Below are 16,755 nucleotides of genomic sequence, written 5' to 3'. Positions count from 1 at the left end.
TTCCACCCGGATAGTATCCCGGCAGGCTCCTGGTGGAAGGGTGGAGGGATCGGGTGGCTCGGCCTGACCTTCGAAACACGACAAGACTGGGCGGGAGTAAGGACGGCTTAGGAATGGTCAGAATGGATACTCTGACGACGATCCCAAAACAAAAGGGCGGCAGGTCAGTGACCCACCGCCCTCTTCTTTCGTCCTCTCCCCCGATAGGACGAGCGTAGAGCTTAGAACTCTACGCGTAGTGTCACACCAGAAGTGCGCGGCTCTTGAATAAAGGCCGAGCGCGAACCGCCGCGAAGCACTGTGTTAAAGGTAACGCCGCGTGTCGTGACGTTGGTCAGATTGTTGACCCATGCTTCCAACGTCCAGCGCTTGTCAGCTGCACCAAAGCCTGCACGCAGGTTGATCTTTGTGTTGCCGTCCTGAACATCGAACGGAAGCAGCGGCGCTGCATCGACCGCAGCCTGCAAGCTTCCGGCAGCGGTAATCGCTGCTGCGTTTGGTAGAACAATCGCCTGCGTTGAGGTGCGACGATCGCTTTCCGTGCGGACCTGGCCAGCCAGGAACATACGGAAGTCGTTGCCGATGTCGCGATCATAGTTCGCTCCAACAATGCCAACCCACTTAGGCGCATTCGTGAGCGAATTGCCGCACAGTGCAACCACGTTGACTGAGTCCGTGAGGTCGCCGGCGCAATCGCTCGGATAGCGCGCATCGGTATACGTCAGACCAAGATTGAAGGTGAAGTTCTGATCAGGTCGAATGATTGACTCGATCTCAAGACCTGTCGACTTCGCGCTTGCCACGTTGAACGTCGTGAACTGAGCGCCAGTGAATTCCAGAACCTGGAAGTCCGAGAATTCCTCGTGGAAGGCAGCGACGTTCAAGGTCACTGCATCGTCCAGCATCTTCGCTTTGATACCGATCTCGTATGCGTCGACTTCTTCCGAGGCGAACGTCGGATCTGCGCCACCTGAGTTGGCGGTGATATCCAGGTTGATACCGCCTGACTTATAGCCATGGGTAAAGCTGGCATATGCGGTAACCGGAGCAGCGAACTGATAGGTCAGCTTACCGGTGTAGATCAGCTCGCTATCGCTGAACGGCACTTCGAATTCTCGCGGCAGCGGGAATGCGATCATGTCGTTGCCGATTGCTGGTGCAGTGAATGCAAAGCAGCCTGTGCCCAGCACACTGCCAACCAAGTCAGGGCCCACGACGCCAGCAATGGTTGCCGTACCGCCAAGCAATGTCAGACAGGTTGGATTTGTACTCTCAGTCTGCTGGAAACCGCCCGTTTTGCTCTCGTCCGAGTAACGAAGGCCGACCGTCAGAGCCAAGCTGTCCGTGATATCGAACGTGTTATGCGTAAAGATCGACCAGCTTTCACTGCTTTGCGCATAAACATTGGTCGCAGTTGTGCCGGCTGGGTTGATACCATTGCCATTCGGGACGCCGTCCACAATCAAGTCTGTCAGGAATGTGAGCGGTGCGGGACCAAGGAGGCCGCCAAAAACGCCGCCGATCAGGAGATCATAGTCCGACCCAAGAACGAAATCGATGTCGGAATCGATGTCCTCATCGGCATAATATCCACCGATCATCCAGGACAAACGGCCATCCATCGCGTCACCCTGTACGCGCAGCTCGTGTGTCATTGTCTGGATTTGCGTATCCAGCCGGTCAACATCGAACACATCCAGCGTCGAGAAGTCGGAGTCGTAATTCTCAGACGAACTGAAATCACGATAGGAGCCGATATAGATAATGTCGGCATTGTCTCCGAGTGGAACTTCGATCTCACCCGTGACGCCCCACTGATCAACATTCGCAAGGGGTAGACGGGTTGCCGAAGCCACACGCTGGCGCATGACATCGCGGCCAGTAGCAGAATCGAATGGGCTGGTTGCTACGATTGGCGCAGACATACCCCCACGCGGGCCTGAAGCGCCCAACGCAAGCAGCGTCGCATCAATCGTGGAGTCAGCCAGCATCTCAACTGCTGCACAGCACTGGTTTTCAGCTTCGCTGTAGTCGAAGATCAAGCGAGCACGAATGCCGCTATCACCTTCATAGCCCAGTTGGCCGCGGACCAGGAACTGGTCGATTGTGTTGGATTCGCCAAACTTCGTGACAGTGTTGTCGAGCACATCGACGTAACCATCGCGTTCGCGGTAGGCGCCGGTGACGCGCAGCGCGAGCGTGTCTTCAACCAGCGGCGCGTTGATGGCGCCCTGCACGCTGATCAGATCGTGGTTGCCATAAGTTACGTTCGCAAAGCCGCCAAACTCCGTCACATCAGGACGGCGATTGGTGATGTTCAAGGCACCGGCCGACGTATTGCGGCCAAACAATGTGCCTTGCGGGCCACGCAGAACTTCAACGCGTTCGACATCGACGAATTCGGAAAGCGCAACGCCCGGACGCGACTGATAAGCGCCATCGACGAAGATACCGACAGCACTTTCAAAACCGATATTGTTGGAAGTCGTACCAACACCGCGGATACGCAGAACGACCGAGCCCGACGCGATCTGAGCGTTCGAGGTCGAGAAGCTCGGGCTGACCGAAGTAATATTCTGAACGTTGACGACGCCTTGCTTGTCCAGCGTTTCAGGCGTGACAGCGGTCACAGCGATTGGAATATCCTGCACGTCTTCAGCGCGGCGTGTTGCCGTTACGATGATAACATCATCGCGCGCTTCAGGCGCTTGAGGCTCCGAGCCATCGTCTTGCGCAAATGCGGGGGTTGCAAGGCAGGTGCCGACAAGCAGTCCTGCCGCATAAGATGCGAGCTTACGTTCCATTATTTCCCTCTCCACAGGTTAGCACCTATTTTGGTGCTTTATTCCATGAGAGTATCCATGAAAGTCTTAAAGTTACAAGCCTGAACCGCGACTTGTCCTATTCGCGGTGCAAATTTGCCACAGAAGCGTTTGCTAACCCTCAGATGCCGTAGCGTAAGCCAATCCAGAAAGTTCTGGGAGCGCCGAGGTCAATCGCGCCATTGGCGTTTCGAGTGACGATGGTCTCGTCAGTCAAATTCTCTCCGCGGAGAACTAACTGCAGTCCTCCATCCAACGGGATTTGCGCAAATCCAGACAGTGTGGTGGCTGATGGCAAAGCATCTGTTTCCCTATCGTCTTCAAACTGTTTCGCCGTGTGACGCAGTTGTGCTGCAATCTGCCAGCCCTGTTCATTTTGCCAGCTTGCTGTTGCTGCAGCAGCAAAGCGAGGGACTTGAGGCGGCCTGTTGCCATCAAGCGCGAGTGAAGCGCCCTCGCCTTTGATTTTCGCATCGCTCCAGACAGCGCTTGCTTGCACTAAGAATCGCCCCATCTCGACCTGCGCTGCCGCTTCCAGGCCTTGCGAAGATACTGCCGGAAGGTTCTGCCGCTCACGCAAGTTCGGCTCCAACGTCACATTAGCGATTGCGCCTTCGACTTCATTATCAAACGCGGTGAGCGAGAAGGACACACCGGGCGCGAGCGACAAGTCTGCGCCGATCTCGTAGCCTTCGAGACGTTCATTCTCGAGAGCCGCGTTCGCCTGCGTAACAACCGGAAAAACAACAAAGGGCCGGTAGAGCTCGTTCAAAGTCGGCAAACGAAGGCCGGTATAGGCCGCCGCACGCAGGGACGCATTTTCGCTCAGCTGATAGTTTGCACCCGCACGCCAGCTGACACTCCAATCGCTGCGCGTCGGCGCGATTGTCTCAGCTACCACGTCGCCGCCTGCGTTCTCAGCGCGGAAGAAACCATCTGCAATGCGCGTGTAGTTTGCCCGAAGGCCCCCAGTGAGAAGCAAGCGCCCCGCCCGCCAGTCATCTTCAATGAAGAAGCCGAGATTGCTGTTTATGCCGCCAGCGCGGCGCCTCTCTCGCAAGGCTCCGGTGAACGCACTGTATGCCTCTTCCTGCAGCTCACCATTGGCGCGGCGATAGTCCGCGCCCAGCCGCAGGGTGTGCTCGTCGCCGACCGGAGGGCGCAGCTCAAGCTTACCGCCAAGGCCGGTCGAAGGCGTGTTGCGCTGATCGAGCACACGTACAAAGCGCGTCGAACTGATCACGATGTTGGAGAAGTTGCGCGCTTGGACATAGGCAAGCGCATCGAACTGCCAGTCGCCGCGCCCAACCAGTCGCACGCTCGCATCTTGCCCTTCGCTAGAGGAATCCGCTCCATCGAACCGCAGCGTGCGTTCATCGCGAAAGGCCAATATTCGCGCTTGGAGCTCGACATCCGGGCTGACTGGAACGACTGAGCGAAGCCCCGCAGACCAGCTGTCGAAAGCGGCTCTCGCGCTTGCAGGCACACGCTGGTCTTCAGGCGTCGTGAAGAAGCCTTGCCCTCGATCCCACCGGCCAAACGCCGTCACTTCGCCGCTGCCAAGCCGCTGAGCGACAGTCGCACTCGCTTCCGTCTCGCCGCGATCATTGATCAGCGCGCTTGCCTGGAACGGAGAGAGCGTTGCAGCGCTCGCGCTTACCAGTTCAATGGTGCCCGACAAGGCGCCTGCCCCAAACGGACCGGAGCCGCCGCCGCGCGTCACACGAATGCTCGCAAGCCTTTCAGGCGCCAGCGCGCTCAACGGAATATAGCCGAAAAACGGATCCGCCATTGGCACGCCATCGAGCAGGACAAGCGCGCGGCTTGTCGCGTTTCCGCCGAGCGCCCTTAATGTCACGCCTTGCGCGCTCGGGTTTGACGAGCGGCTGTCAGAGCGCCGGAATTGCTGGAAGCCTGCGACCGAACCGAGCGCTTCTTCAATCCGTCCTGATGGCACAGACAGCAAGTCGTCCCGCTCCACCTCGCTTACAGCGTAGGCGGCGACAGACGGAGCTTGCTCCAAGCCCTGACCGGTCACGACTATGACATCATCTAGCGCGTCAGCTTCGTCCTCCATCACGTCCTGCGCCATAAGCGGCGTTGCGAACGGGACCAAAGAAGCGGCAATAAACAAGCGTGTAGGAATATGCATCGCGCGCGCCCTAACCGACTCAAGCCACATAGTCAGTTGCAAAATGCAATGGTGACTCGCATTTTTATCGCAGCTCGCTTACACAACTGTCAGCAGGCGAGAGGACACAGAAGCGATGCAAGCACCAGACACAGACGTTCTGATTGTAGGCGCAGGGATTTCCGGCATCGGCATGGCCGCGCACATGCAGATGCACAGTCCCGGCCGGACATTCGCGCTTGTCGAGCAGCGCGAGAATCTCGGCGGGACTTGGGACCTCTTCCAATATCCCGGCATTCGTTCGGACAGCGACATGCATACACTTGGCTTTGTGTTCGAGCCTTGGAAGCATGAAAAATCCATCGCCGATGGCCCTTCCATCATCGAATATCTGAACCGCATCGTCGATGAGCGCGATATCCGTCAACACATCCAGTTTGACACCAAAGTGATCGCTGCCGATTTCGACACAGACGCCGCTCAATGGAACGTGACGGTCGAAACCAGTGATGGCCAGCGCAAAACGCTGACGGCAGGCTTCCTCTATCTCGGCTCGGGCTATTACGATTATGATGATCCTTACAATGCCGGATTCGATTTCAGCGCGTTTGACGGCGAGGTCATCCACCCGCAATTCTGGCCGGAGGATCTCGACTACTCAGGCAAGAAGGTTGTAGTCATCGGATCCGGCGCAACCGCAGTCACGATCGTCCCTGCGATGGCGGAAAAGGCCGCTCATGTGACCATGCTGCAGCGCACGCCGACCTGGATGATCAGTCGCCCTGCGAAAGACGGGATAGCGAACTTCATGCGCAAGGTTTTGCCGGAAGGTCTCGCTTACAAGATCACGCGAGCGAAGAACATCTGGTTCCAGGATTTCGCTTTCAAGATGGCGCGCAACAAGCCGGACAAGGTCAAGAATGCGCTTAAGAAAGGTGTCGATGAACACCTGGGTGCGGGCCAGTATGACGAAGCGGATTTCACGCCGCCTTACAACCCTTGGGATCAGCGCCTCTGCTTGGTACCCGACGGCGATTTCTTCGAAGCGATCAAGACAGGCAATGCTTCGATCAAGACCGGCCACATCAAAGCATTCGAAGCAGGCGGTGTTCGGCTGAAATCCGGCGAGTTGCTGGAAGCGGACATTGTCGTCACGGCAACAGGCCTCAGCCTTGCGATCGCGGGAAAGATCGCGATCAGCCATGATGGTGCGCCGGTCAATTTCAGCGAGCGCTATTATTACAAGGGCTGCATGTTCTCGAACCTGCCCAACCTCGCGGTTGTGTTCGGCTATCTCAATGCGAGCTGGACCCTTCGCGCGGACCTGAACTCCGAATATGTTTGCCGCGTCCTCAACACGATGCAAGCCAAGGGCAGCAAGATCGCCATGCCGTACTTGCCGCCACAAGCAGAAGCCAAGCTGGAAGAAGACGATCTGTTCGATTTCTCCTCCGGCTACATCCAGCGCGGCAAGCATATCATGCCCAAAAGCGCGACCGAGTACCCTTGGCGTCTCAACCAGGAATACCGGTTCGACCGCAAGATAATGCGCGATGGCGAGATAGAAGACGGCCTGCTGGCATTCCTGCCTGCGGGCGCTGACACAGCGCAAGGCAAGGCTGAACAGCTGGAAGCCGCCGAATAGGGGTTTCTTCTGGTTGCCCTCTGTCCTAACCGAAGGGTCATGAATTCTCCTGAGAAAATCTGGACCGCAGGACTGGTCATCATCGGTGACGAGATCCTGTCCGGTCGCACGCATGACAAGAACATCGCGCAAGTCGCAAGCTGGCTGCAGGTACAAGGTATTCGCTTGGCTGAGGTTCGCGTCGTGGCCGATGACGAAGACAGAATTGTCGCCGCCTTCAACGCGCTTCGTGCTGACAATGACTATGTTTTCACAACCGGCGGGATTGGCCCGACGCATGATGACATCACTGTCGATGCGATTGCCAAGGCGCTCGGTGTCGAGGTCATTGTCCATCCTGAAGCGCGAGCAATCCTTGAAAAGTACTACGCCGATAAAGGCGGCGTGAATGAAGGCCGCTTGCGCATGGCGCGTGTGCCGCAAGGAGCAGAGCTGATCCGCAACCGCATGTCGGGTGCGCCGGGTATCCGGCTAGGCAACATCTTCCTGATGGCAGGCGTGCCGCACATCACTGCGGGCATGCTCGATTCCCTGACAGGGGAGCTGGAAGGCGGCGCACCGCTAATCGCAGAAACGGTCGGCGGCTTCATTCCGGAAAGCGAAGTGGCTGTGATGCTCCGCAAAGTCGAGCAAGCTCATGAGCAATGCCAGATCGGGAGCTATCCCTTCTTCAAGGAAGGCAAAGTTGGCTCCAACTTTGTTGTGCGCTCAACCGACCAGGCTGCGCTTGATGCGTGCATGGCGGACCTTTGCAAGGGCCTCGAAAACGAAGGCTTCGGATACACTGTGGGCGGCATTTGAGCGGGGCATTGGGGATGGTGTCCCACTCCATGGCGCTCCAAGCACAATTCGCTCAATAAAGCGTATGACACTCAAAGATTACATCCTTGGCAGAAGAATTAATCTCCATTCGAACCTTCCGCGGTTGGAAATCAAAGAAAAGATAGACAACGCAGCCGGATCGGCCTTTTCGCCATTTGCTCATGGCGTGACCGGAGGCGTGTATCTCGGCCAAATTAGATTGGGCTGGAGTACGCCAATCTTCAACAACGGTTTTCGCCCAATTTTCGTTGGACGACTTTCAGAAAGCCTAGGCCGCACACAGGTGAGCGGCCGGTTCGGTGCGCCCGTTTTCGTACTGGCATTCTTTTCGATCTGGTACGTGTTCCTCAGCCTTTTTACCTGCTCGTTCATATATGCATTAATCACAGATGCGCCTCGGGAAGGAGACGTGTGGACGTTTTGGGTGGTCATTCCTGTTTTTTGGCTTTTGTTTCCGGTTCTTCATTTCATTTTTAACAGGCGAGCTGAGCATCATCTCAACGAAATTCTCGAACTCTTAGAAAAGGAGGCGGGTTTGAGCGAACATGTATGATCCCATCCGCCCAAGCCCACACACCGACATTCGCGCACAACAATGAGAAAGGGCCGAGGTTTCCCCCGGCCCTTCGCAATTCTTATTCGAGTAGGAAAGTGGCTTACGCCCCCTCTACTTCACCCAAATCAATCTTCAGGCCCGGGCCCATCGTCGAGGTCAGCGAGATGCGCTTCACATACTTTCCCTTGGCGCCGGAAGGTTTGCCCTTCACGATCGCTTGCGTCAACGCTTCGAAGTTCGCCTTAAGGTCTTCGTCCTTGAAAGAGAGCTTGCCGATGCCGGAGTGGATGATGCCCATCTTCTCGACGCGGAATTCGACCTGGCCGCCCTTGGCGTCCTTAACGGCCTGCTCCACATTCGGCGTAACCGTGCCCAGCTTCGGGTTTGGCATCAGGCCCTTGGGACCCAGAACCTTACCCAAACGACCAACAACACCCATCATGTCAGGGGTCGCGATCACGCGGTCATAGTCAAGATTGCCAGCCTGCATGTCTTCCATGAGGTCTTCTGCGCCAACCTTGTCAGCGCCTGCAGCCAGTGCCTTGTCCGCATTATCGCCCTTGGCGAACACAGCGACCTTCACGTCCTTGCCGGTGCCCGATGGCAGCGAAACCATACCGCGAACCATCTGGTCAGCGTGACGCGGGTCAACGCCCAGGTTCATCGCCAGCTCAACGGTCTCGTCGAACTTCTTCGAACCATGTTCCTTCAGCGTCTTGATCGCATCGTCGACGGTGTACAGCTTCTCGCTATCGAGTTCAGCCAGCACCTTCTGCTTCTTTGTCAGCTTTGCCATCTGCTTAGCCCTCCACCACGTCGAGGCCCATCGAACGGCATGAGCCTTCGATGATCTTCATCGCCTGATCGATATCGTTTGCGTTGAGGTCCTTCATCTTCGCCTCTGCGATTTCCTTGACCTGGCTCGACTTGATCGTGCCGGCAGAAACCTTGCCTGGCTCGCCAGAGCCTGACTTGAGCTTCGCAGCTTTCTTGATGAGGTAAGTCGCAGTTGGCTGCTTGGTGATGAAGCTGAACGAACGGTCAGCATAGACAGTGATGACCGTCGGGACCGGAGCGTTCTTTTCAATGTCGTCTGTCGCAGCGTTGAACGCTTTACAGAATTCCATGATGTTCACGCCGCGCTGACCCAGTGCCGGGCCCAGCGGGGGCGAAGGATTGGCGGTGCCAGCAGGCACCATCAGCTTGATATAGCCTTCGATTTTCTTGGCCACGAATGGCCTCCTTTCTCACTATCGAACCGCCAGGCTCAGCGCCCGTTTGATGCGGCTCTCATGTTAAGCGGTCCAGCGGCTTGCATATGCAAACCTCCCGCGCGGATTTCTCACTTTTGGATGAGAAGCGGCGCGTCTAGCGATTCTGCCCGGAAATGCAAGCGTTTTGGGGTTTCGTTTTAGAGGCCTGGCCACCCGAACCCTCCATTCCAACAAAGTTGACAAAGTTGACACCTGTCAACTTCGCTTAATCGGCCTCAACCTCGCAGAATTCTGCCGTCTTTGGCCCTTCCAACAAAGTTGACACTTTTCCTATTTTTGGCAAACTCCATGAGGGAAACCGCCCGCCCGGAATCGCCCCCCGATCTAATCGGTAGCGCCAATGTAGGAAATGTCTGCAAGGCCGCTCGAAGGCGGATTTTGGCCGGAGTTACCAGTCTTCCGCTGCTTTCACAGGCTTGATGAGTTTCTCGTCAGCCCAACTCGTGCGTTCTTGGAATGCTTCACCGAACAGACGCTTGCCCAGCCGGTTAAAGCTTTCCAGCGCGTCCACGGTTCTGGCATTTGCTTCGTCGCGAAACCTTACCTTGCCGCTCAACCGCGATGTTGTGCGCTGCTTCTTCGTGAAAAGACCCGAGAGCTGCGAGCCAAGAACCCCACGATCAGGCGGTGGCTTGCGGTGATAGTACGGGACCAGATCGTTCACTTCGATATAGCGCCAGCCCGCATCGAGCGCCATCGCAGCGAGCTGGAAGCGCATCTCGGTCTTGGCGCGCTCAAGGTCGTCGCCTTTCAAGTCGGCGCTGTTGATTGCCATTTCCGCAGTGCGAAACGGACGTCCTTCCGATGGCCCCCGATAGTAGAGGTAGAGTATCTCAAGATCGCCAGTCTTGGGAGCGGACGTCTCTACAACCTCGTCCGGCAGCGTACTTTGCGCATTGGCAATGCTTGTAAGAGAAAGGCCAAAAGCGAACAGAATAGCGAGAATTGAAGACCGAAGCATGCAGCGAGCCTATATCAAACCGGTCTTTGATCAAAGTGCTGTCAATTCCTGACAGCTTCGACGCTTCAAGCCGCTTTGTCCTCGTCTGCGCCATCGCGCTTATAGACATGCGGGTTCTTGTATAGCTTGTCACCGGTCAGCTTCAGGATCGCGGTTCGCAGTGCGTTGTCTGCTTGCATCACCAGGTCGGACAGTCCTTCACCATGCTCCTGGCGGAAACTGGTCGCATGGAAGTAGTCCTGTTCCTCAGGCGAGACCTTCGAGAAGTAGTAGTTCGAGATACATGAACGCACACCGTCCTTGGTCACTTCATTGACCGAGTGCCAACTGGTCTTGTCCGTCGCCATCAGCACCAGCCGATTGCACAGGCTGGCGATCGTGCGCGGCTCGCCGTCAGGGCCATTGTCCCACAGCTGCAGCGCGCCGCCATCGGCCTTGCTCCAATCCGGTGTGACGTAATAAAGCAGGTTCAGCACACGATAGCGCTCGCGTTTCGCATCATGCGAATTGTCGAGATGCGGGCGCAGATAAGCGCCCTTGCGCATCGCGCTGATCCCGCCGGCATAGAGCTCGCTGTCCGGCTCCATCGCCTCAAGTCCGGTAATCTTCGCGACCAGGTCTACAATCCGCTGGTCCTGAAAGGCGTAGACAATCTCTTCGAGCACCGGATGGTACTGGTCCATTTGCGCTGCGACATGCTTGTTCTCGCGCATGCTCTTTTTCAGCACCATGCGGTCCGGAACAGGAAACACGCGGTTGATTTCGTGAACAATGTCCGCGGGGAGCAAATTGTCGATCCAGCAGCTGCGGATCTGGCCAGGCGTGTGCCATTGCTCGGCCATGCGCTTTGCTTCGGCTTCAAGCCGCGCGACAATCAGGTCCGCCAAGCTTTCGCGAGTGTATTCCATGCGCGTGCCCGCCCCCTTCGCAGGTCTGGCAAACGACCTAAAGGAAACAGGGTTAGCGAATGGTAAAAATTGCCGCGCCGAGGCGCTGCTAGAAAACAATCAGCTGCCGTAATGCAGAACCACTGGCCAAGGCATCGAAGCCACGATTGATCTCTTCAAGCGGCATCGCTTCGCCCATCAGCTTCTCGACTGGAAGCAATCCAGCCTGGTGCATGGCGATGTAGCGCGGCACATCGCGGGTCGGGACGGCGCCCCCGAGGTAACTTCCCTTGAGTGTGCGTTCCTCGCCTACCAGCACAACCGGCGGTATCGACATACGCGCATCGGGATGCGGGAGACCGCCGGTCACTGTAGTCCCGCCGCGAATGGTGATCTTCCAGGCAAGCTCCAGCGCAGAAGCAACCCCGGTCATGTCTATCGCATAATCAACGCCCCCTTGGGTGAACGCGCGAATCTGGTCTGCGCAGTCCGGATCCTTTGCATCAAAGGTTGCACTGGCACCGAGACTAGAGGCCAGTTCCAACTTCTCCGGCTGGATGTCGACCGCGATGATTTGGCGCGCCCCGGCAGCGCGTGCGCCGAGCACTGAGCTCATCCCGACACCACCGAGCCCAATCACTGCGACAGTAGAGCCTGGCTCCACCTGGGCAGTGTTGAACACCGCGCCCACGCCGGTAAGGACTGCGCAGCCGAACAACGCCGCTACCTCCAGCGGCAGTTCCGGATCGATCTTCACTGCAGAGCGATGATCGACCACAATATGCTCAGCGAAAGCAGACACGCCGAGATGGTGATTGACGAGCGATCCTCCGGCTTCGATCCGGCGCTCGCCTGACAACAATGTGCCTTGCGCATTGGCAGCAGCGCCCGGCTCGCACAGCGCTTGACGTCCGGTCGCGCATGGCAAGCAACTACCGCAGCTTGGCACGAAGACCAAGGCCACGTGGTCGCCAGAGACGAGGCCGGATACATTGCTGCCGATCTCACGCACGATTCCTGCCGCTTCGTGACCTAAAGCCATTGGCAAGGGGCGCGGGCGATTGTTGTCGATCACGGAGAGGTCGGAATGGCAAAGTCCGGCCGCCTTGACTTCGACCAGGATCTCATTCGCACCTGGGCCGCCCAGCTTTACCGTCTCGACGGACAGCGGCATTGATTGCGCATAAGGTGCGGCTAGTCCGGCTTCTTTCAGGATGGCGGCTTTGACGTGCATGCGTATATCCTATGGTATTGCTATTGAGCCCTGTGAGAGAGCTTACTGCGTTGCCGAATGCAGTTCGCGCTTCGAACCGAAAGCCAAACTCAAAAGCCAGTAGGCGATAACTGAAGCGATCAGGCCGACCAGCAAACTCGCAACCGTGTCAGGAGCGTTGAGCGCTGCGATAACCCCGATCGCATAGGCGATAAAGGCAAGCGGGTTGATGACTGGCGCATTGGCAAGCGCTTCAGCGTCAAATCGCTTGCGCCGGTTAAGATAGAATTCTGCGAGAAGCGGGCCGGCTAGCGATTCCCTGCGGAAATGCAAGGGTTTTGGGGTTGCAGGTGAGGCAGGACCACCCGCGCCCTCCACCCTTCCAACAGACTTGACACAATTGACACCTGTCAACCGGGCCAAATCCGCCTCAACACCTCAGAAATCTGCCATTTTCGGCCTTTCCAACAAAGTTGACACTTTTCCTGCTTTTTCAAAACTTCATGAACGGATATCAGCCGCCCAGCAGCGCTCGCCGATGTAACTGGCGATGCCAATGTAGGAAATGCGGCGCTTCTGCGTTCAACAACCTGCTTACATATTCTCGGCAATGAAAGACAGCGTCGAGCATCTATCCGCGGCTTCCTCGACGATCCGCGTCTTTTCCAGCGCTACGCCCTGGTCCAGAGCTTCTACGACACTACTTGCCAACGTGCGCGCTGTGATGTCGATCCACGGATTGCCGTACCAATTGTCGCCGGGATCGAGCCGCTCGCCTTTCACGAATTGTGAGAATGCGGCTTGTCCAATGGCGACGGCCAAAGGCTCTTCAAGAACCCACAACCGGCGCGAGCGGCGCTCGAGAGGACAAATTGCCAGAAACCGGTCGCTCATCGCACGCTTGGCTGAATCGGCTTGCTGCGACGAGATGTGGTGAACGATCTCATGGGCGACAATTGAAGCCCAATCGCCGTCCTCATAAGCCCATTCAAGCGGCGTATGGAGGATCAGATTCCCTCCTGCGACAAGTTCAGCCCTTGTTCGTGTGCGAGACGGGAAGCGAGTAAAGAAAACCCGGAAAGAACCAGTGTTTTCAACATTGTAGAATGTCTCGACACGATCGAGAAACTGACCAACTTCTGGCCCTGACATGTCCGCTTGCAGCGCTTCGGGATGCTTAGCAAGAACTTCGGTCTCGCTCAGGATCTGCTGCCATTTAGACTCAAAATGACGGTAAAAACCGCGCAACATTGCAGCATCCTGTTTACTTGCCATTCCTTCAAGGCCTGCAAGTGCTTGCTCTGCACCCGTTTGGCTGACCATGAAAGTGGCGAGCGGGTCAGTGCTTTTGGCGCTGGCTGTACTACCGGGGAAGATCCCTTGCGGTGAGGTTGCGATATCGACATCTTGAGACGGGTCGGAATAGGTACGGTGGCGGTACTCGGCATACCGATCAGCCCATTGCTGGTCCTCTTCTGACCATCCGAAGCGCTTCTCCCAGTCTTCACGATAGGCCGGCTCGACGAAGCCTTTCCACCATCCGCTCACGTGATCCATGGTCGCAAACAGCACAACCGCCTCGCTGTATTCAGCAATGATCCGATCTTGCTGTTTTGCATCAGCTGCATGAGCCGTCGTCACGCTCAGCGACACGAACGCGCACAGTGTTGTGATGAGGCCTGTAATGAATCTGAGCATGATCCCCCCGATCTTGCAGTTGCCGGACGGTTTAATGTGGGTCTGAAGCGCGCACCATAAAACGCTCTTTAATCTAAAGGGTTAGCGCTAAGTCGTATCGGATGGCTAAAAGATGAATGGAGCCTAAATTGCTTACTTGACCAGTTCGACCTGTTCGAAGTCGAGCTCGACCGGCGTTGCGCGGCCAAAGATCGAGACTGAGACCTTGACCTTCTGCTTGTCGAAATCGAGTTCTTCGACAACGCCGTTGAAGCTTGCAAACGGGCCGTCGAGCACTTTGACCTGATCGCCGATTTCATAGTCGACGCTGATCTGTTGCTTGGGCGCAGCCTTCGCTTCTTCGACACCCCCGAAGTAACGCGCAGCTTCTTTTTCGCTGATCGGTTGCGGTTTGTTGCCTGAGCCAAGGAAGCCCGTCACTTTCGGAGTGTTTTTGACCAAGTGATAGACGTCGTCGGTCATCTTCAGCTTTGCGAGGACATAGCCCGGCATGAACTTGCGCTCGACCTGAACCTTCTTGCCGCGCTTTACTTCCGTTACGGTTTCAGTCGGGACTTCCACGGCCTCGACCCCATCAGACAGGCCAAGGCGCTCCGCTTCAGAAATGATCTGATCGCGAACCTTGTTCTCAAAACCGGAATAGGCGTGGATGATATACCAGCGAGCCATGTGGGTATCCTTTAGTCCCTGAAAGTCTGTGTGAGCCCGATTACGCCAGCGTCAGCAGCCAGCGAACGATCCCATTGAATACGGTATCGACACCAAGGAAGAACAACGAGAGGATGATCATCATGATGAACACGAAAATCGCAGTGCGCACGGTTTCTTCGCGCGTCGGCCACACAACCTTGCTGGTTTCCGTGCGGACCTGATTGACGAATTCCGCCGGCGATGTCTTGCGCTTTTTCTCTTCGGCCATGATGCGAGCCTACCGTCCTCGATAAAGTGTCGTGCCTTCAGCAACCTTGTGTTTCAGGTAGGGCTTCTCGCCGCCCCGAACAAGTGTTCGGGAGGGGCTCTACGTGATTCCAATGTCGGAAGACGGCTAGGCATCTAGGATCACAGCACGGCAAAAGCAAGTGGGAGAAACCGGGTTTCGGCTTGTGCACGCGCACCGCGCCCACTAGCGTGCGTCGCTTAACGCACAGGTCGGGTCTGGCCTGGGGGAATTGACGGGTACGCAAAGGGGATAGCCGGTATGGCTGTAACAGAAGCAGGTACGACCACTATTGTTGACGAGGTCGTAAACGTTTCGGATTTCATTTGGGGCGGCGAATGGCGGGGCGAGCAAGTTCTCGAAATCGCTGGCATACCTGTCCCGCCGATGACGATTATCCTTTTAGGGATCGGCTTATGGATGATGATCGGATTGCGGTTCTATCCGATCGTCAGATTTGGCTCCGCGGTCAAAGGATTGTTTGCGGGACGCAAGGGTTCAGGCTCAGGCGAAATTTCCCCCTTCGCTGCACTTTCAACCGCGCTTTCGGGTCAAGTGGGAACCGGTAATTTAGCTGGTGTCGCCTTTGCAATCGCGTGGGGTGGTCCGGGTGCTGTGTTCTGGATGTGGGTCACAGCACTGATCGGCATGGCTTTGGCCTTTGCCGAAGGATCGCTCGCTATCCGCTACCGCGAAACTACCAGCGACGGTGTGAAGCGTGGCGGCCCGATGAGCTACATCATGATGGGACTGGGACCGAAATACACCTGGCTCGCTATAATTTTCTGTATCGGAACGCTGTTCTCTGCCCTAGTAACTGGGAACTCGATCCAGGCAAACGAGGTCGCCACCGGCCTCAATGAACTGTTCGGAATCGAGCGCTGGGTCGGCGGTCTGATTGTTGCGATTGCGGTATTCATCGTGATTATCGGAGGGATCAAATCGATCGGCAATGTGGCGGAAAAGGTCGTTCCGATCATGGCGAGCGCATATATCGTTATGGCGATCATCGCGTTGATTCTAAACTTCGGCGACCTTCCAGAGACTTTCTCCCGCATCTTTGCAGGCGCGTTCAACAATCAGGCAGCCGAGGGTGGCTTTGTCGGCGCAGCAATCATCATCGCGATCCGAGCCGGTGTTGCGCGCGGGCTGTTCTCGAACGAGGCCGGTCAAGGCTCAACCCCGATTGCTCACGCGGTAGCTCAGACCAATGATCCCGAGCAGCAGGGCCGCATGGCAATGCTCGGTACGTTCATCGATACCATCGTGATCTGCACCATGACGGCATTGGTCATCCTGACCGTGCAGGGTGATTTCACCGGAGGCGGACAAGCTGTCGAACATGTCTGGCAGTCCGACCTCAGCACGGTTGAAACCGCTGGCGTTGCAACCACAATCGCTGCCTACAGTGCAGCGTTTCCGACGTTGATTGCGGGTGTCCCGCTAGGCACCCTCGTGGTGAGCGTTGCCCTGATCCTGTTCGTGTTCACCACCCTACTCACGTGGAGTTATTATGGTGAGCGCGCCATCACCTTCATCTACGACCGTGTGCCGGGTTCGACCCGCGGCGGGGAAAAGATCCTCCACATTATCTGGCGGGTCATCTGGTGCGTGGCGATCTTTGTTGGCGCAACCCAACCATCGCAATTGGTCTGGCGACTTGGTGACATCTCCAATGCGGCGATGGCTCTGCCCAACCTGCTGGCGCTTGCGCTGCTTTCAGGTGTGGTGTTCAAATTGGCGCGGGGCGAGAAGGATGCCGGGCCAGATCATCAGGTCGACACACCGGAAGAGCCGAACGAGTATTGA

The 16,755-nt window shown here is 56.7% G+C and carries 15 protein-coding genes; 4 read left to right on the top strand and 11 right to left on the bottom strand.

The window, feature by feature from the left end; all coding sequences use genetic code 11:
* Nucleotides 1–221 precede the first annotated feature (221 nt).
* Together HUO12_RS12425 and HUO12_RS12420 are read right to left on the bottom strand one after the other, a co-directional pair.
* Entirely contained in the window at nt 222–2,804 is a 2,583-nt protein-coding gene (locus tag HUO12_RS12425) for a TonB-dependent receptor (RefSeq protein ID WP_176273897.1), read from the bottom strand.
* Between the two features lie 139 nt (nt 2,805–2,943).
* The gene (locus HUO12_RS12420) at nt 2,944–4,974 is read right to left on the bottom strand and encodes a TonB-dependent receptor (protein ID WP_176273896.1); all 2,031 of its coding nucleotides are present in this window, start codon (nt 4,972–4,974) and stop codon (nt 2,944–2,946) included.
* A gap of 115 nt (nt 4,975–5,089) precedes the next feature.
* Here HUO12_RS12420 and HUO12_RS12415 point away from each other — a divergent pair, with 115 nt between their 5' ends.
* From HUO12_RS12415 to HUO12_RS12405, 3 genes are all read left to right on the top strand, one after another.
* Entirely contained in the window at nt 5,090–6,598 is a 1,509-nt protein-coding gene (locus tag HUO12_RS12415; RefSeq protein ID WP_176273895.1) for a flavin-containing monooxygenase, read from the top strand.
* Between the two features lie 39 nt (nt 6,599–6,637).
* Nucleotides 6,638–7,399: a competence/damage-inducible protein A gene (locus tag HUO12_RS12410; RefSeq protein WP_176273894.1), complete on the top strand. Its 762-nt coding sequence runs from the start codon at nt 6,638–6,640 to the stop codon at nt 7,397–7,399.
* Between the two features lie 64 nt (nt 7,400–7,463).
* Complete coding sequence (locus tag HUO12_RS12405) at nt 7,464–7,973, top strand: hypothetical protein (RefSeq protein ID WP_176273893.1); 510 nt, start codon at nt 7,464–7,466, stop codon at nt 7,971–7,973.
* A 103-nt stretch (nt 7,974–8,076) separates the two neighbouring features.
* Here the strand turns inward: HUO12_RS12405 and rplA are convergent, their stop codons facing one another.
* The 9 genes from rplA to secE form a co-directional block, all read right to left on the bottom strand.
* Complete coding sequence (rplA, locus tag HUO12_RS12400) at nt 8,077–8,772, bottom strand: 50S ribosomal protein L1 (RefSeq protein ID WP_176273892.1); 696 nt, start codon at nt 8,770–8,772, stop codon at nt 8,077–8,079.
* Nucleotides 8,773–8,776: 4 nt separating this feature from the next.
* Entirely contained in the window at nt 8,777–9,208 is a 432-nt protein-coding gene (gene rplK / locus HUO12_RS12395; RefSeq protein WP_176273891.1) for a 50S ribosomal protein L11, read from the bottom strand.
* A gap of 430 nt (nt 9,209–9,638) precedes the next feature.
* Nucleotides 9,639–10,211 carry a hypothetical protein gene (locus HUO12_RS12390; protein WP_176273890.1) on the bottom strand — a complete coding sequence of 191 codons (573 nt, stop codon included), beginning with the start codon at nt 10,209–10,211 and terminating at the stop codon, nt 9,639–9,641.
* 65 nt (nt 10,212–10,276) lie between these two features.
* A complete protein-coding gene (locus HUO12_RS12385) occupies nt 10,277–11,119 on the bottom strand; it encodes a 2OG-Fe(II) oxygenase (RefSeq protein ID WP_176273889.1) in 843 nt (280 codons plus the stop codon).
* Nucleotides 11,120–11,207: 88 nt separating this feature from the next.
* Complete coding sequence (locus tag HUO12_RS12380) at nt 11,208–12,332, bottom strand: zinc-dependent alcohol dehydrogenase family protein (RefSeq protein ID WP_176273888.1); 1,125 nt, start codon at nt 12,330–12,332, stop codon at nt 11,208–11,210.
* Between the two features lie 42 nt (nt 12,333–12,374).
* Complete coding sequence (locus HUO12_RS12375) at nt 12,375–12,644, bottom strand: hypothetical protein (protein ID WP_176273887.1); 270 nt, start codon at nt 12,642–12,644, stop codon at nt 12,375–12,377.
* A gap of 261 nt (nt 12,645–12,905) precedes the next feature.
* Nucleotides 12,906–14,009 carry a hypothetical protein gene (locus tag HUO12_RS12370; RefSeq protein WP_176273886.1) on the bottom strand — a complete coding sequence of 368 codons (1,104 nt, stop codon included), beginning with the start codon at nt 14,007–14,009 and terminating at the stop codon, nt 12,906–12,908.
* 132 nt (nt 14,010–14,141) lie between these two features.
* A complete protein-coding gene (gene nusG / locus HUO12_RS12365) occupies nt 14,142–14,678 on the bottom strand; it encodes a transcription termination/antitermination protein NusG (RefSeq protein WP_176273885.1) in 537 nt (178 codons plus the stop codon).
* 40 nt (nt 14,679–14,718) lie between these two features.
* Complete coding sequence (gene secE / locus HUO12_RS12360; RefSeq protein ID WP_176273884.1) at nt 14,719–14,928, bottom strand: preprotein translocase subunit SecE; 210 nt, start codon at nt 14,926–14,928, stop codon at nt 14,719–14,721.
* Between the two features lie 279 nt (nt 14,929–15,207).
* Between secE and HUO12_RS12355 the strand changes: the two genes are divergently transcribed.
* Entirely contained in the window at nt 15,208–16,755 is a 1,548-nt protein-coding gene (locus tag HUO12_RS12355) for an alanine/glycine:cation symporter family protein (protein WP_176273883.1), read from the top strand.

Origin of the sequence: Altererythrobacter lutimaris (assembly GCF_013371495.1) — a bacterium.
GTDB classification, from domain to species: domain Bacteria; phylum Pseudomonadota; class Alphaproteobacteria; order Sphingomonadales; family Sphingomonadaceae; genus Erythrobacter; species Erythrobacter lutimaris_A.
This window is presented reverse-complemented; position numbering and strand designations above follow the sequence as displayed.

Excerpts from the sequence above, each read along its gene's own strand:
- HUO12_RS12380 (WP_176273888.1), bottom strand. The coding sequence starts at position 12,332 with ATGCACGTCAAAGCCGCCATCCTGAAAGAAGCCGGACTAGCCGCACCT.
- secE (WP_176273884.1), bottom strand. The coding sequence starts at position 14,928 with ATGGCCGAAGAGAAAAAGCGCAAGACATCGCCGGCGGAATTCGTCAAT.
- HUO12_RS12385 (WP_176273889.1), bottom strand. The coding sequence starts at position 11,119 with ATGGAATACACTCGCGAAAGCTTGGCGGACCTGATTGTCGCGCGGCTT.
- HUO12_RS12415 (WP_176273895.1), top strand. The coding sequence starts at position 5,090 with ATGCAAGCACCAGACACAGACGTTCTGATTGTAGGCGCAGGGATTTCC.
- HUO12_RS12390 (WP_176273890.1), bottom strand. The coding sequence starts at position 10,211 with ATGCTTCGGTCTTCAATTCTCGCTATTCTGTTCGCTTTTGGCCTTTCT.
- HUO12_RS12405 (WP_176273893.1), top strand. The coding sequence starts at position 7,464 with ATGACACTCAAAGATTACATCCTTGGCAGAAGAATTAATCTCCATTCG.
- HUO12_RS12420 (WP_176273896.1), bottom strand. The coding sequence starts at position 4,974 with ATGCATATTCCTACACGCTTGTTTATTGCCGCTTCTTTGGTCCCGTTC.
- HUO12_RS12425 (WP_176273897.1), bottom strand. The coding sequence starts at position 2,804 with ATGGAACGTAAGCTCGCATCTTATGCGGCAGGACTGCTTGTCGGCACC.
- rplA (WP_176273892.1), bottom strand. The coding sequence starts at position 8,772 with ATGGCAAAGCTGACAAAGAAGCAGAAGGTGCTGGCTGAACTCGATAGC.
- nusG (WP_176273885.1), bottom strand. The coding sequence starts at position 14,678 with ATGGCTCGCTGGTATATCATCCACGCCTATTCCGGTTTTGAGAACAAG.
- HUO12_RS12370 (WP_176273886.1), bottom strand. The coding sequence starts at position 14,009 with ATGCTCAGATTCATTACAGGCCTCATCACAACACTGTGCGCGTTCGTG.
- HUO12_RS12410 (WP_176273894.1), top strand. The coding sequence starts at position 6,638 with ATGAATTCTCCTGAGAAAATCTGGACCGCAGGACTGGTCATCATCGGT.
- HUO12_RS12355 (WP_176273883.1), top strand. The coding sequence starts at position 15,208 with ATGGCTGTAACAGAAGCAGGTACGACCACTATTGTTGACGAGGTCGTA.